14 protein-coding genes are annotated in these 13,935 nt (G+C 68.4%); 9 read left to right on the top strand and 5 right to left on the bottom strand.

The window, feature by feature from the left end:
- The first annotated feature begins 18 nt into the window (after positions 1-18).
- Positions 19-954, top strand: a complete 936-nt coding sequence (gene sigJ / locus BBX35_RS18100; protein WP_067223055.1) for an RNA polymerase sigma factor SigJ — start codon at positions 19-21, stop codon at positions 952-954.
- 21 nt (positions 955-975) lie between these two features.
- Here the strand turns inward: sigJ and aptA are convergent, their stop codons facing one another.
- Positions 976-2,310: an omega-aminotransferase AptA gene (aptA, locus tag BBX35_RS18095; RefSeq protein WP_067223947.1), complete on the bottom strand. Its 1,335-nt coding sequence runs from the start codon at positions 2,308-2,310 to the stop codon at positions 976-978.
- 138 nt (positions 2,311-2,448) lie between these two features.
- On the opposite strand from aptA, the gene BBX35_RS18090 reads away from it, so the two are divergent.
- Both BBX35_RS18090 and BBX35_RS18085 read left to right on the top strand, forming a co-directional pair.
- Positions 2,449-3,015: a cupin domain-containing protein gene (locus BBX35_RS18090; RefSeq protein WP_067223052.1), complete on the top strand. Its 567-nt coding sequence runs from the start codon at positions 2,449-2,451 to the stop codon at positions 3,013-3,015.
- Positions 3,016-3,154: 139 nt separating this feature from the next.
- Positions 3,155-4,372, top strand: a complete 1,218-nt coding sequence (locus BBX35_RS18085) for a class I SAM-dependent methyltransferase (RefSeq protein ID WP_067223051.1) — start codon at positions 3,155-3,157, stop codon at positions 4,370-4,372.
- Here the strand turns inward: BBX35_RS18085 and BBX35_RS18080 are convergent.
- Entirely contained in the window at positions 4,369-5,082 is a 714-nt protein-coding gene (locus BBX35_RS18080; protein ID WP_067223048.1) for a GntR family transcriptional regulator, read from the bottom strand. The two genes, BBX35_RS18085 and BBX35_RS18080, sit on opposite strands and share 4 nt — an antisense overlap.
- A gap of 258 nt (positions 5,083-5,340) precedes the next feature.
- Here BBX35_RS18080 and BBX35_RS18075 point away from each other — a divergent pair, with 258 nt between their 5' ends.
- The 6 genes from BBX35_RS18075 to BBX35_RS18050 all read left to right on the top strand — a co-directional run bounded on the left by BBX35_RS18075 (position 5,341) and on the right by BBX35_RS18050 (position 11,212).
- Entirely contained in the window at positions 5,341-6,429 is a 1,089-nt protein-coding gene (locus tag BBX35_RS18075; RefSeq protein ID WP_067223046.1) for an ABC transporter ATP-binding protein, read from the top strand.
- 38 nt (positions 6,430-6,467) lie between these two features.
- A complete protein-coding gene (locus tag BBX35_RS18070; RefSeq protein ID WP_067223044.1) occupies positions 6,468-7,772 on the top strand; it encodes an ABC transporter substrate-binding protein in 1,305 nt (434 codons plus the stop codon).
- A 130-nt stretch (positions 7,773-7,902) separates the two neighbouring features.
- Positions 7,903-8,796 (top strand): ABC transporter permease, encoded by an 894-nt coding sequence (locus BBX35_RS18065; protein ID WP_088946126.1) that lies wholly within the window; start codon positions 7,903-7,905, stop codon positions 8,794-8,796.
- Between the two features lies 1 nt (position 8,797).
- A complete protein-coding gene (locus BBX35_RS18060) occupies positions 8,798-9,625 on the top strand; it encodes an ABC transporter permease (RefSeq protein ID WP_067223040.1) in 828 nt (275 codons plus the stop codon).
- 13 nt (positions 9,626-9,638) lie between these two features.
- Positions 9,639-10,385: an aspartate/glutamate racemase family protein gene (locus tag BBX35_RS18055; protein WP_067223037.1), complete on the top strand. Its 747-nt coding sequence runs from the start codon at positions 9,639-9,641 to the stop codon at positions 10,383-10,385.
- Complete coding sequence (locus BBX35_RS18050) at positions 10,382-11,212, top strand: GNAT family N-acetyltransferase (protein WP_067223035.1); 831 nt, start codon at positions 10,382-10,384, stop codon at positions 11,210-11,212. The genes BBX35_RS18055 and BBX35_RS18050 overlap by 4 nt, the downstream gene beginning before the upstream one ends.
- Positions 11,213-11,228: 16 nt before the next feature.
- On the opposite strand, the gene BBX35_RS18045 is transcribed toward BBX35_RS18050, so the two are convergent.
- Genes BBX35_RS18045 through otnK form a run of 3 tightly spaced genes read right to left on the bottom strand, consistent with a single transcriptional unit; the run spans position 11,229 to position 13,933 of the window.
- Positions 11,229-12,017 carry a hydroxypyruvate isomerase family protein gene (locus tag BBX35_RS18045; protein ID WP_067223033.1) on the bottom strand — a complete coding sequence of 263 codons (789 nt, stop codon included), beginning with the start codon at positions 12,015-12,017 and terminating at the stop codon, positions 11,229-11,231.
- Positions 12,018-12,023: 6 nt separating this feature from the next.
- Positions 12,024-12,674 carry a 3-oxo-tetronate 4-phosphate decarboxylase gene (gene otnC, locus BBX35_RS18040; RefSeq protein ID WP_067223031.1) on the bottom strand — a complete coding sequence of 217 codons (651 nt, stop codon included), beginning with the start codon at positions 12,672-12,674 and terminating at the stop codon, positions 12,024-12,026.
- Positions 12,671-13,933 (bottom strand): 3-oxo-tetronate kinase, encoded by a 1,263-nt coding sequence (gene otnK / locus BBX35_RS18035; RefSeq protein ID WP_067223029.1) that lies wholly within the window; start codon positions 13,931-13,933, stop codon positions 12,671-12,673. The genes otnC and otnK overlap by 4 nt, the downstream gene beginning before the upstream one ends.
- Positions 13,934-13,935 lie beyond the last annotated feature (2 nt).

Below are 13,935 nucleotides of genomic sequence, written 5' to 3'. Positions count from 1 at the left end.
AGGGAACGGGCAAGGCCGATGCAGCATGACGCCGCGAGCGACGCGGTAGACACGTTCGAGAAGATGCGGGGCCGGCTTACCGGCCTCGCCTACCGGATGACCGGCCTGCGCGCCGATGCCGAGGACGTGGTCCAGGACGCCTGGCTGCGCTGGCAGCGCACCGACCGCAGCACGGTCGAGGAGCCGGAGGCGTTCCTGTCCACCGTCGTCACCCGCCTTTGCCTCGACCGGCTGCGGCGGCGCAGGCGCGAACAGGCGGCCTATGACGGCCCCTGGTTGCCGGAACCGATGCTCGGCGCGGCCGGCGGCGCACCTGCCGAGCCGCCGGAAGAGACCTTCGCCTCCGACATTTCCTTCGCGCTGATGCTGGCGCTGGAGCGGCTTTCGCCGCTGGAACGGGCGGCTTTCCTGCTCCACGACGTCTTCGATATCGGCTTCGGCGAGATCGCCGCCTCGCTGGGGCGCAGCGAGGCCGCCTGCCGGCAGCTCGCCAGCCGGGCCCGCGACAACATCCGCAAGGCGCGGCCGCGTTTTTCCGTCGATGAACAGGAGCACGAAGCCGTGGCGTCCGCCTTCCTGAACGCGGCACGGCAGAACGATGTCGAGGGGCTGAGCCGCTTGCTGGCCGAAGGCGCGGTGCTGCATTCGGACGGCGGCGGGCAGAAGATCGCGGCCCGCAACCTGATCCGCGGCGCCCTGCGCATTGCCCGTTTCTTTGCCGGCGTGGCGCGCAAGTTCGGCCGCCCGCCCGCCTGGCGCTGCCGGGTGCAGCTCAACGGACTGCCCGGGGAACTTGCCCTGGAGGCGGACGGTACCCGGCAGGCGACAGCCGTCGAGGTCGCCGATGGCCGCGTGCAGGCGATCTATCTGGTCCGCAATCCGGACAAGCTGGCGCGGCTGTGGGCCGAGGCCGGCGGCCCGGACGAGGTGCCCGGGCCGACTGCTGTGTCCTAGGGCTGACGCCCCGCCTACGCTTTACTGCGTGCGCTCGAGCACCTTGCGCAGCGTGCCGATCAGCTGGGTGATCTCCGCCTCGCCGATGGAAAGCGGCGGCGACATGGCGATGACATCGCCGGTGACGCGGATCATGCAGCCTTCCTGGAAGCAGGCCGTGAACACGTCGTAGGCGCGCGCGCCCGGCGCGCCGGGGCGCGAGGCGAGCTCGATGCCGCCGATCAGGCCGAGATTGCGGATGTCGATCACATGAGGCGCGTCCTTCAACCCGTGCAGCGCCTCTTCCCAGGCCGGAGCGATGGAGGCGGCGCGGGTCAGCAGCCCGTCGCGCTCGTAGATGTCGAGCGTGGCAAGGCCGGCGGCACAGGCGATCGGGTGGCCCGAATAGGTGTAGCCGTGGAACAGCTCGATCGTGCCTTCCGGCCCGTTCATGAAGGCATCGTGGATGCGGTCGGTGGTGAAGACCGCGCCCATCGGCACCGCGCCGTTGGTCAGGCCCTTGGCCGTGGTGAAGATGTCCGGCATGACGCCGAAGAACTGCGAGGCGAAGGGCGTGCCGAGGCGGCCGAACCCGGTGATCACCTCGTCGAAGATCAGCAGGATGCCGTGCTTGTCGCAGATCTCGCGCAGGCGCTGCAGGTAGCCCTTCGGCGGCACCAGAACGCCGGTGGACCCGGCGACCGGCTCGACGATCACGGCGGCGATGGTCTCCGCGCCGTGCAGGCCGACGAGGCGCTCCAGATCATCGGCAAGATGCGCGCCCCATTCCGGCTGGCCGCGCGAGAAGGCGTTGTGCTCCGGCGCATGAGTGTGCGGCAGGTGGTCGACGCCGGTCAGCAGCGTGCCGAAATGGCGACGGTTGTTGACGAGGCCGCCGACGGAGATGCCGCCGAAGCCGACGCCGTGATAGCCGCGCTCGCGGCCGATCAGGCGGGTGCGCGAGCCCTCGCCGCGGGCCCGGTGCCAGGCCAGCGCGATCTTCAGCGCCGTGTCGACGGATTCGGAACCCGAACCGGTGAAGAAGACGTGCTCAAAGCCGTCCGGCGCCAGATCCTTGAGCCGCTCGGCGAATTCGAACGCCAGCGGGTGGCCCATCTGGAAGGACGGCGCGTAGTCCATCTCCAGCAGCTGGCGATGCACCGCATCGGCGATCTCGGTGTGGCCGTGGCCGGCATTGCAGCACCACAGACCGGCGGTGCCGTCGAGGATCTCGCGCCCGTCGTCGCTGGTGTAGTGCAGCCCCTTGGCACCGACCAGCATGCGCGGCGACGCCTTGAACTGGCGGTTGGCGGTAAAGGGCATCCAGTAGGCGTCGAGCTTGCGATTGCTCTTGCCCCGGGGCGTGTCGTCCAGCATGTCCATGGCGGCCTCTCTGGCGGTTTTTTGTCAGCGTGCAGCCTGCGCCCTTTTTCCATCCTGAAACAGTCTGTTTCTTGATTTTCGCAAGCCATTGTTTTTACTGGTCTGAGCAGAAAAACGTTCGGGATCGTAAACATGTCTAACGGCGGCGATGCGGAACTCGATATCGGCGGCAGGTTGCGGACGTTGCGCGCCGCGCACGGGCTCTCCCAGAGGACGCTGGCCAAGCGTGCCGGTGTCACCAACGCGACGATCTCGCTGATCGAGTCCGGCCGCATGAACCCGTCCGTCGGCGCGCTGAAGCGGGTGCTCGACGGCATACCCGTCAGCCTCACCGACTTCTTCGCCTTCGAACCCGGTGCCGAGCGGCAGGTGTTCTTCCAGGCGGAGGAGCTCAAGGAAATCGGCAAGGGACGGATCTCCTACCGCCAGGTCGGAGGCAACCTGTTCGGCCGTCGGCTGCAGATCCTGCACGAGCGCTACGAGCCCGGCGCCGATACCGGACGCGCGCCGCTCTCGCATGATGGCGAGGAGGGCGGCGTGGTGATCTCCGGCCGGCTGGAGGTGACGGTCGGCGACCAGCGCAAGATCCTGGGGCCGGGCGATGCCTATGCCTTCGACAGCACCGAGCCGCACCGCTTTCGCGCCGTCGGGCCGGAGCCCTGCATCGTGGTCAGCGCCTGCACGCCGCCCAGTTTCTAGGCCTGCATCGGCCGCCTTTCGCTCTGCAACGATAGCGTGCTAGGCTCGCCCTGCGGCGGGTCCTCCCGCCGCTCGCCTGTGCATGTGGACCGCCTCCCCGGCGGCCCGACCCGGACCCACATGAGCGCGAGCCCCACCCATGATCTTCCTGCGCATCCTTCGTACCATCCTTCGCCGCGGCAGCCTTGCCGTGGTCGACAGGACCGGCCGCCGCCATCTTCTGGGCGACGGCTCGGAGCCGCTCGCAACCGTCCGCCTGTCGCCGCAGGCCTCCGACTGGCAGTTGGTCCGCAACCCGGTGCTCGGCATCGGCGAGGCCTATATGGACGGCAGCCTGTCGGTCGACGACGGCAGGCTGTACGAGGTTCTCGACCTGCTTGCCCGCAACTACGGGACGGAGGCCAGCCATCCCTGGATGTCGCTGCTGGAGCGCGTCACGGCGCGGTTGAAACAGTCCAATCCGATAGGCCGGGCCCGGCGCAACGTCGCCCATCACTACGACCTGTCGCCAGCGCTCTACGACCTCTTCCTCGACAGCGACCGGCAGTATTCCTGCGCCTATTTCCGCTCGCCCGACGACACGCTGGAAGAGGCGCAGCTCAATAAGAAGCGGCATATCGCGGCCAAGCTGATGCTCGACCGGCCGGGCCTGAAGGTTCTCGACATCGGCTCGGGCTGGGGCGGGCTGGCGCTCTACCTTGCCGAGGAGCACGGTGCCGAGGTCACCGGTGTGACGCTGAGCGAGGAGCAATATGCCCACGCAAACGCACGCGCTGCCCGCTCGCCGGCCGGCGACCGGGTGTCGTTTCACCTCAAGGACTACCGCGAGCAGCCAGGCCCGTTCGACCGGATCGTCTCGGTCGGCATGTTCGAGCATGTCGGCAAGCGGCATTACCTCGAATATTTCTTGAGGCTGCGCGAGCTCCTTGCCGAGGATGGCGTCGCGCTGATCCACGCCATCGGCTATTCGGACGTGCCTGCTCCGATCAACCCTTTCATCCGCAAGTACATTTTTCCCGGTGCCGACCTGCCGGCGATGTCGGAAGTGTTCACCGAAGTGGAGAAGACCGGGCTTTATGCCACCGATGTCGAGATCCTGCGGCTGCACTATGCGGAGACGCTGCGCCACTGGCGCGAGCGGTTCCTCGCCCGCAGCGACGAGGTTCTGAAGATCTACGACGCGCGTTTCCTCAGGATGTGGGAATTCTATCTGGCGCTGTGCGAGGTCGGCTTCCGGCGGCGCACCAACACGGTGTTCCAGCTGCAGCTGGCAAAGCGGATCGACACGGTGCCGATCACCCGGGACTACATGTTCGAGGCGGAGCGGGCGGCCGAGGCGCGCGAGACGAAGCTTTAGAAACCGAGCGCATCCTTCAGCGCCGGGGCGCGGCCCTGCGGAGCAAGGTCGAGGTCGGCCTCGATATGGTCGATATGTTCGCCGACCAGCCGGGCGAGCCGGTCCGCATCGCCCGCGGCCAGCGCGTCGAGGATGCCGCGATGCTCGGCATGGGCGCAGCTGGAAGCATCCGAGCGCCCGTACAGCGCAATCACCAGCGAGGAGCGGGCCACCAGCTCCTCCATGAAGCGGTGCAGGATGGCGTTGCCCGCCACCTCGGCCAGCAGCAGGTGGAAATCTCCGGATGCCTTGATCTCGGCCTGGCGCGCCTGCGGTCCGGCAGCGGCGATCTGGCTCGCCTCCTCGGCGATCAGCGCGGCGAAACGCTCCAGCGCGGCCGCGTCGACGCGGGCGCAGGCCTCGCGGGCGATGCCCGGCTCGATCAGGCGGCGGGAGGCGAAGATCTGCCGCGCCTCGTCGGGCGAGGGATTGGCGACGAAGGCGCCGCGATTGCGCTCGCTGCGCACCAGCCCCTCGAAGGCCAGCATCTGCAGCGCCGCGCGCACGACCGTGCGGCTGACGTCGAACAGGGCGCCAACCTCGGCCTCCGACAGCTTGGTGCCGGGTGCCAGCTTGCGCCCGACAATGGCCAGGCGCAGCCGGTCGCGGATCGCACCGGCGCGGTCGTCGGAGAGCTGGCCGCCGGCGGCGGCATGATCGTGAGCGGTCATGGCATGTGATTCCCTGCCGTTCTTGTAGCGCGTTTCGCTCGCCGCGCACAGGGACCGCACACGATCCTCTGACTAGATTGCATACAATCTTTTCATGCTTTGCAGACAATCGCACAGAATCTGTGCAGCGCAGCAGAGCGCTCATTCAGCAGGCTACCGCGACCTCCCCTGAACCCCTTGCGATTCCTGACGAAGCGCCCGCGCGATGCGACTGGCACACATGATGCATTGCAGCATGCACGTCAGAGGGGAACGCATATGAGCAAGGCTGCCGCCATCGACATTGCCTCCGTCACCAAGGTCTACGGGTCGACCACGGCCGTCCATGCGATCAGCCTGAAGATCCCGGCCGGCAGCTATTGCTGCCTGCTGGGGCCGTCGGGCTGCGGCAAGAGCACGACGCTGCGGATGATCGCCGGTCACGAAAGCATCTCAGGAGGCGATGTGCGGCTCGGCAACCAGGTGGTGACCGACCTGCCGCCGGCGCGGCGCGGCACCTCGATGATGTTCCAGTCCTACGCGCTGTTTCCGCATCTCGACGTCACCGACAATGTCGCCTTCAGCCTGAAGATGAAGGGCGTGGCCAGGGAAGAGCGGCGGCGCCGGGCTCTGGACATGCTGCAGCTGGTGCATATGGAGCCCTACGCCTCGCGCCGGCCGGCGCAGCTGTCGGGCGGCCAGCAGCAGCGCGTGGCGCTCGCCCGTGCCTTGATCACCGATCCGCAAGCCTTGCTGCTCGACGAGCCGCTGTCGGCTCTCGACCCGTTCCTGAAGGTGAAGATGCGCGCCGAGCTGAAGCGGCTGCAGGCCTCGCTCGGCATCACCTTCGTGCATGTCACCCACTCGCAGGAAGAGGCGATGGCGCTCGCCGACGTGATCGTCGTGATGAATGCCGGGCGGATCGAGCAGGCGGCCCCGCCGCGTGACGTGTTCGAGCGGCCCGCCACCGCCTTCGTCGCCCGCTTCATGGGCGATCACAATGTCATTTCCGGGCGCCTTGCGGGCCGTGACGAGCGCGGCGTCAGCATCGCCCCGGCGGGCGGCGGGCTGTTTTCCGCCATAGGCGCGCCGCAGGACGCGGACGCGCCCATCGACATTGCCGTGCGCACCGACCGGGTGCGGATCGGCCCGGCCTCGGCACCCGGCCTCGGCTTCACCGGCGTCGTCGAGAACGTCGAATATCGCGGCTCGTCGGTGAAGCTCACCGTCGCCGGAGCCGGCGTGGACGACTTCACAGCAATCGTCAGCGACACCGATTTCTTCGCCGCGCCCGTGAAGGTCGGCGATGCGGCGCCGCTCGCGTGGAACCGGGAGGACGCCATCGTCCTCGGCCGTCTCGCTTCCTGAAAAACCAAGGCCGACCATCACAAAGAGGGGAAATGACAATGACGACGACACCGACCAGCAAGACCGCCGCCGGTACCGGCGGGCTCTCCCGCCGCACGCTGCTGAAGACCGGCGCGGCCGCCGCCGGCCTTGTCGCGGGCAGCGGCGCCATCACCGGCTTCCCGACCATCTGGGCGCAGAACCCGATCACCCTGCGCCAGTTCGGCACCGGCGTATCGAACCTCAATGCCATCGCCGAGAAGTGCAAGGAAGACCTCGGCATCACGCTGGAAATGACGGCGACCGATTCCGATGCCGCCGCCCAGCGCGCCGTCACCCAGCCGGACAGCTACGACATTGCCGACATCGAGTACTGGATCGCCAAGAAGGTGTTCCCGGCCGGCGTCATGCAGCCGATGGAGGTCTCGCGGCTGAAGTATTACGACAAGATCGTGCCGCTGTTCATCGACGGCAAGCTGGCGCCGGACAGCGTCATCGCGCAAGGCACGGCGCCGCACACCGTCGGCTTCGTCGACGGCAAGGACTCCACCACCTTCGCCAGCGCCCCGACCGACTGGCTGACCATGGTGCCGACGATCTACAACGCCGACACGCTGGGCATCCGCCCGGATCTGGTCGGCCGCGAGATCACCAGCTGGGCCGACATCATGGACCCGGCCTTCAAGGGCAAGACCTCGATCCTCAACATCCCCTCCATCGGCATCATGGACGCGGCGATGATCATGGAGGCACTGGGCGAGATCCAGTATGCCGACAAGGGCAACATGACCCAGGAGGAGATCGACAAGACCATCGACTTCCTGATCAAGGCCAAGAAGGACGGCCAGTTCCGCGCCTTCTGGAAGTCGTTCGACGAGAGCGTCAACCTGATGGCCTCAGGCGAGGTGGTGATCCAGTCGATGTGGTCGCCGGCGGTCGCCGCCGTGCGCTCGCGCGGCATCCCCTGCGTCTACCAGCCCCTCAAGGAAGGCTACCGCGCCTGGGGCGGCGGCATCGGCCTTGCCAAGCACCTGTCGGGCGCCAAGCTCGACGCGGCCTACGAATATATCGACTGGTACCTGTCCGGCTGGGTCGGCGCCTATCTCAACCGCCAGGGCTACTACTCCGCCGCCATGGAGACGGCGAAGGAATACATGTCCGAGGACGAGTGGGGCTTCTGGGTCGAGGGCAAGCCGGCCCAGGGCGACATCCTGGCGCCGGACGGCAAGGTGATGGAAAAGGCCGGCGCCGTGCGCGACGGCGGCTCCTTCTCCGAGCGCATGGGCAAGGTCGCCTGCTGGAACTCGGTCATGGACGAGGATCGCTACATGGTCCGCCGCTGGAACGAGTTCATCGCCGCCTGACGCGCAACCTGACGCACCTCCTGCCGCTCTCCCGGACCGACTAGCCGCCCGGGAGAGCGGTTTCCCGACCCTTGCTACCCCGCACCGGAGCCGAGGCATGACCGCTGCCGCCAATCCGCCTGCCGCCCCGATGAGCGAACCGGACGGGACGCCACCCGCCCGCCGTCTCGCCCGCTTCGGCAAGGCCGCCGCCGCCTATCTGCAGGCCGCCCCGCTGGCGCTGATCCTCGGCGCCTTCCTGCTGGCGCCGCTGGCGATGATCGTCGCGGTAAGCTTCTGGGACTACGACTTCGCCCGGCTCTACCCCGACTTCGTGCTGACCAACTATATCGAGACGCTGGGCTCGGCGGTGACCTGGCGGACCTATCTCAACACCTTCAAATATGCCGCGATCGTCTGGGCGCTGACCCTCTTCATCGGCTTCTGGGTCGCCTATTTCCTTGCCTTCCACGTGCGCAGCCAGACCATGCAGATGGTGCTGTTCCTGGTCTGCACGGTGCCGTTCCTGACCTCCAACATCATCCGCATGATCTCGTGGATCCCGGTGCTCGGACGCAACGGGCTGGTCAACACGGCGCTTGTGGATCTCGGCATCGTGCCGGCTCCGGTCGAATGGCTGCTCTATTCCGATTTCGCGGTGGTGCTGGCCATGGTGCATCTCTACACGCTGTTCATGGTGACGCCGATCTTCAACACCTTGATGCGCATCGACCGCTCGCTCATCGAGGCGGCGCGCGATGCCGGCGCCTCCAGCCTCCAGGTGCTGACCAACGTGATCCTGCCGCTGGCCAAGCCCGGCATGGCGATCGGCACGATCTTCGTCGTGACGCTGGTGATGGCCGACTTCATCACCGTGCAGGTGATGTCGGGCGGGCAGAGCGCCTCGGTCGCCCTGATGATGCGAAACCAGATGTCCCTGCTGCAATATCCGGCCGCCGCCGCCAATGCGGTGGTGCTGCTGGCCATCGTCCTCCTGCTCGTCGCCGCCATCCTGCGCGTCGTCGACATCCGCAAGGAGCTGTGAGATGAGCGAGACCCGCGGCCTCGAGTTCTGGATCCTGGCGCTGTTCTTCGCGCTGTTCGTGGTGTTCCTCTACGGGCCGCTGTCGGCCATCGTCATCCTGTCCTTCCAGGGACCCGACGGCGGGCTGACCTTCCCGCTCAACGGCACCTCGCTGCACTGGTTCCGCAACCTGACGGAGCGCCAGGCGGTCGGCGATTTCGGCGGCAGCTTCCGCCGGTCGCTGACGCTGGGCATCGGCGTCATGCTGGTCACCGTCGTGGTGTCGCTGCTGGCGGGCCTCGCCTTCCGCCGCCGCTTCTTCGGGGCAACGCCGCTGTTCTACCTCTCGGTCGCCAGCCTGGTGGTGCCCTCGATCATCGTCTCGCTCGGCATCGGCGTGATGTACCAGCAGGTGGGCCTGCGCCCGGCCTGGTACAGCTCCGCCTTCGGCGCGCACCTGACCTGGACCCTGCCCTTCGGCGTGCTGATCATGTTCGCCGTGTTCAACCGCTTCTCGCCCGCCTACGAGGAAGCCGCTCGGGACCTTGGCGCCAGCGCCTGGCAGAACTTCCTGCACGTGCTGCTGCCGATGATCGCGCCGATGCTGGTCGGCGTCGGCCTGTTCGGCTTCACGCTGTCCTATGACGAGTTCGCCCGCTCGCTGATGACATCGGGCACCTACAACACCCTGCCGCTGGAGATCTACGGCATGACCACCAACGTCACGACGCCGGTGCTCTACGCGCTCGGCACCGTGACGACGCTGTTCTCCTTCCTCGTCATCGTGGCAACGCTCGGTGCCATCCTCTGGCTCGGCCGCCGCCGCGCCCGCGGCCAGGGCACCGCGTGACGGACGGCAGACAATGGACCTCCTGATCGTCAACCCGAACAGCACCGCGTCGATGACCCGCACCATCGAGGCCGCGGCCAAGGCCGTTGCGGCTCCTGGTACGCGGATCATCGCCGCCACGTCGCAGGCAGGCCCCGCCTCCATCGAGGGCTATTACGACGAGGCCCTATCCGTGCCGGGGCTGCTGGCCGAAATCCGCGAGGGCGAAAGGGCCGGCGCGAGGGCCGCGGTGATCGCCTGTTTCGACGATACCGGGCTGGACGCAGCGAGGGCGATGGCGCGCATTCCGGTGCTCGGCATCTGCGAGGCGGCGCTGTCGCTTGCCGCCTTCGTCGCCCGCCGCTTCACCGTGGTGACGACGGCCGAGGCCGCGCGTGTGCCGGTCGAGGATCTGGTCGCGCGCTACGGCATGGCGGGACGGGCAAGGGTGCGCGCCGCCGGCATGTCGGTGTTGTCGCTGGAGGACCCGGCATCCGGATCCGGCGAGCTGCTGCGGGGCGAGATCCGCGCAGCGCTGACGCAAGACCATGCGGAGGCGATCGTGCTCGGCTGCGCCGGCATGGCCGACCTTGCCCGCCGCCTGTCCGAGGAGTTCGGCGTTCCGGTGATCGACGGAGTGAGTGCCGCGGTGAAACAGGCGGAGGCGCTTGCCGCGCTCGGGCTGTTCACCTCCAAGCGAGGCGCCTATGCTGCCCCCTCGCCCAAGCGCTACAGCGGCGCCATGGCCTCCTTCGCTCCGATGCCGTCAGGGACCGAATGACCGAACCGACACTGCGCGCGCTTGCCCCCGATGAACTGCCCCTTCTGATCGACTGGGCCGCCGGCGAGGGCTGGAACCCCGGCCTCGACGATGCCCCGGCCTTCCATGCCGCCGATCCCGGCGGCTTTCTCGGGCTCTTCCTCGGCACCGAAATGGCGGCGGGGATTTCCGCCGTCTCCTATGGGCCGGACTTCGGCTTTATCGGGCTCTACATCTGCCGGCCGGACCTACGCGGCCAAGGGCTGGGGCGCCAGGTCTGGGATGCCGGCATGGCAAGGCTCGGCGGGCGCTGCATCGGCCTCGACGGCGTGCCGGCGCAGGAAGACAACTACCGCAGCATGGGCTTTGCCGTCGCCTATCGCACCTTGCGCTTTTCGGGACAGGCGCCGGAGGCGACCCCGCCGGCCGGCACCCGTATCGCCCCGGCCGATCCCGGCGTTGCCGTCTATGACGCGGCTGTCTTCCCGGCGCAGCGCGAGGCCTTCCTGTCCGCCTGGGTTTCGGGCCCGCGCGTCGCGCGCATGGCGATCAGGGACGGGCGCGTCGTCGGCTATGGCGCGGCGCGAAAATGCCTTCAGGGGTGGAAGGTCGGGCCGCTCTTCGCCGACACGCTGGCGGACGGGACGGCTCTCCTTGCCGCCCTCGGCGCAGCGACCGGCGGCGAGGAGCTGCATCTCGACGTGCCCGACACGGGGCACGGCTTCGGTAGGTGGCTGGAGCAGGCCGGCTTCACGCAAGGCTTCGCCACCGCGCGCATGTACCGCAACGGCGTACCGGCGGGCGATGCGTCCCGCGTGCTGGCGACGACGACGCTGGAGCTCGGCTGAGGGATACGCGAGCGCCTCAAGCGCTCACAAACGCCTTCATCCAGCCAAGACCCTCACCGGTCGTGCCGCGCGGCCGGTATTCCGCGCCGAAATGCCCCCGATAGCCGGCATCGCGCAGGGCCGGCAGCAGCCAGTCGTAGTCGACCTCGCCCCGGCCCGGCTCGCCCCGGTCCGGCACGGCGGCGAACTGGATATGGCCGATCAGGTCCATCCAGCGCTCGGCCTGGCGCAGCAGGTCGCCGCGCATGATCTGCATGTGGTAACAGTCATACATGATGCGGATGCCCTCGCCGCCGCAGTCCGAAATGATCGAAGCGGCGCTCTCGCAGTCCGACAGGAAGTAGCCCGGCACATCGCGTGTGTTGATCGGCTCCAGCAGCAGGCTCACGCCCCTGGGTGCGGCCAGATCGCGAAAGCGGCGCAGGTTGGCGACGAAGGTGCGGCGCGCGGCCTCCCCGTCCGCCTTTCCGGCCATCACATGGATGTTGCCCGCGCCGATGGCCGCCGCGTAGTCGAGCGCCTGCGTGAAGGCGGCAAGCGCCTCGTCCTCGCGCCCGGCAAGGGCCGCAAGCCCGAACTCGCCCTTCGCCACATCGCCGCGCACCGTGTTGAGCCCGAGCACCGGCAGGCCGGCCTGCTTGAGGGCAGAGGCGAGCTCGGCCGCCGGCACCTCGTAGGGCCAGTGCAGCTCGACCGCGCCGAAGCCGGCAGCAGCGGCCGCATGCACCGCTTGCGGGAGCGCCAGATCGGTCCAGAGGAAGCCGAGATTGGCCGAAAGCGGCAGGGAGGTCTTGTTCACGGTCATCGCGCCTCAGTCCCATTCCACATCGAAGTGATCGACAATCGAGCGGATCTCGCCCTCGCTCAGGAGACGCGGGTTCATCCCGCGCAGCAACAGCGCAAGACGGGCGGTCTCCTCCAGCTCCTCCATGGCGTAGACCGCCGCCTCCAGGTCCTTCGCCGCCACCACCGGGCCGTGATTGGCCAGCAGCACGGCGCTGCGGCGACCGGCAAGCCCGCGGATCGCCTCGCCCATGGCAGCATCGCCCGGGCGGAAGAAGGGCAGCAGCTTTACCTTGCCGAGCCGCATGATCGAATAGGGCGTGAGCGGCGGCAGCACATTGTCCGGATCGACCTCCGGCAGCATGGAGAGAGCCACCGAATGGCTGGAATGCAGGTGAACGATGGCCCCGGCCTTCGCGCCGCGCGTCTCGTAGAACGCCGAATGCAGCGGCATTTCCTTGGTCGGTGCATCGCCTTCGACATGCCTCCCCCCTGCATCGAAGCGCGACAGGCGGCCGGGATCGAGGCGGCCGAGCGAGGTGCCGGTGGGCGTGACCAGCAACCCGCCGTCGGAGAGGCGCAGCGAGACGTTTCCCGAGGCCCCGCCCGTCAGGCCGCGGTCGAACATGGAGCGGGCGAGCGTGCACAGAAGCTCGCGAAGCCGCGCTTCCTCGCTCATGCAGCCCCCTTTTCGGACAGGATCGCCAGCGCGCGCTCGAAGAAGTCCTCGCCGCCGAAATTGCCGGACTTCAGAGCCAGCGCCAGCTCGGCCCCTTCAACGCGCAGGGCCGGCACGCCGGGATCGATCTCAGGCCCGATGCGCAGCGCCTCGCAGCCGAGGCCGCGCACCACCGCGCCCGAGGTCTCGCCGCCGGCCGACACGATGCGGCGGACGCCGGAGCGCGCGAGCTCGCCGGCAAGATCGGCGAACAGGGTTTCGATGGCTCCCGCCAGCGTCTCCGTTCCATAGACGCCCTGAGCGCGCCGCACCTCCTCCGGATCGGCCGAGGAATAGACGAGCGGCGCCGCGTCCTGGTTCTCCAGCACGAACGCGCGCAAGGTCGCGACGGTGGTCTTGCCGGACATGACCTCGTCGGCCGTCACTTCCAGCGAAGGATGGTTCGCCTTGTAGCGCGCGACCTGCGCACGGGTTGCGCGCGAGCAGGAGCCCGACAGCACGACGCCCGGCCCGTCGACCCCGGCAAAGCTGTCGCTGCCGCCGGCAAGCTCTCCCGCACGGCGAAAGTTCTCCGGCAGGCCGAGTGCAACGCCAGAGCCGCCGGTGATCAGCACCAGCCCTTCCGCAGCCGCGCCGATGGCGTGGAGATCCGCATCAGCGATCGCATCGACGACCACCGGGCCGGCACCGGCCGCAAGCTCGCGGGCCAGGCCCGCGGCGATGGCTTCCGCCCCCTTGGCGACGTCGGCATGGGCGACATGGCCGACCTTGCGCGGCGTCTGCAGGGAGAGCCAGCGGCGGATGTCCGGATCGGTCATCGGCGTCAGCGGGTGATCCTGCATGCCGGACTCGCTGAGCAGCCGGTCACCGACGAAAAGGTGCCCCTGGTAGAGCGTGCGGCCCGTACCGGGAAAGGCCGGGCAGACGATGGCGGTCTTTGCGTCGAGCCGGTCCATCAGCGCGTCGATCACCGGGCCGATATTGCCCTGCGGCGTCGAATCGAAGGTCGAACAGTACTTGAAGAAGATTTGCCGGCAGCCCTGCGCCAGCAGCCAGTCGAGCGCCGCCAGCGACTGCTCCACCGCCTCGGTCACCGGCACGCTGCGGGTCTTCAGCGCAACGACGCCGGCCTCGACGCCGGGCGCGGCCGGGCCGTCCGGCAGGCCGCAATACTGGGTGACCGCCATACCGCCCTTGACCAGCGTGTTGGCAAGGTCGGAGGAGCCGGTGAAGTCGTCGCCGATGCAGCCGAGCAGCATGG

Origin of the sequence: Stappia indica, assembly GCF_001696535.1 — a bacterium.
GTDB classification, from domain to species: domain Bacteria; phylum Pseudomonadota; class Alphaproteobacteria; order Rhizobiales; family Stappiaceae; genus Stappia; species Stappia indica.
Note: the sequence above shows the minus strand (reverse complement) of the source record. Positions and strands in the feature narration are given on the sequence as shown.

Coding starts and splice junctions, on each gene's coding strand:
- sigJ (WP_067223055.1), top strand. CDS start 19: ATGCAGCATGACGCCGCGAGCGACGCGGTAGACACGTTCGAGAAGATG.
- aptA (WP_067223947.1), bottom strand. CDS start 2,310: ATGCTGGACGACACGCCCCGGGGCAAGAGCAATCGCAAGCTCGACGCC.
- BBX35_RS18090 (WP_067223052.1), top strand. CDS start 2,449: ATGTCTAACGGCGGCGATGCGGAACTCGATATCGGCGGCAGGTTGCGG.
- BBX35_RS18085 (WP_067223051.1), top strand. CDS start 3,155: ATGATCTTCCTGCGCATCCTTCGTACCATCCTTCGCCGCGGCAGCCTT.
- BBX35_RS18080 (WP_067223048.1), bottom strand. CDS start 5,082: ATGACCGCTCACGATCATGCCGCCGCCGGCGGCCAGCTCTCCGACGAC.
- BBX35_RS18075 (WP_067223046.1), top strand. CDS start 5,341: ATGAGCAAGGCTGCCGCCATCGACATTGCCTCCGTCACCAAGGTCTAC.
- BBX35_RS18070 (WP_067223044.1), top strand. CDS start 6,468: ATGACGACGACACCGACCAGCAAGACCGCCGCCGGTACCGGCGGGCTC.
- BBX35_RS18065 (WP_088946126.1), top strand. CDS start 7,903: ATGAGCGAACCGGACGGGACGCCACCCGCCCGCCGTCTCGCCCGCTTC.
- BBX35_RS18060 (WP_067223040.1), top strand. CDS start 8,798: ATGAGCGAGACCCGCGGCCTCGAGTTCTGGATCCTGGCGCTGTTCTTC.
- BBX35_RS18055 (WP_067223037.1), top strand. CDS start 9,639: ATGGACCTCCTGATCGTCAACCCGAACAGCACCGCGTCGATGACCCGC.
- BBX35_RS18050 (WP_067223035.1), top strand. CDS start 10,382: ATGACCGAACCGACACTGCGCGCGCTTGCCCCCGATGAACTGCCCCTT.
- BBX35_RS18045 (WP_067223033.1), bottom strand. CDS start 12,017: ATGACCGTGAACAAGACCTCCCTGCCGCTTTCGGCCAATCTCGGCTTC.
- otnC (WP_067223031.1), bottom strand. CDS start 12,674: ATGAGCGAGGAAGCGCGGCTTCGCGAGCTTCTGTGCACGCTCGCCCGC.
- otnK (WP_067223029.1), bottom strand. CDS start 13,933: ATGCTGCTCGGCTGCATCGGCGACGACTTCACCGGCTCCTCCGACCTT.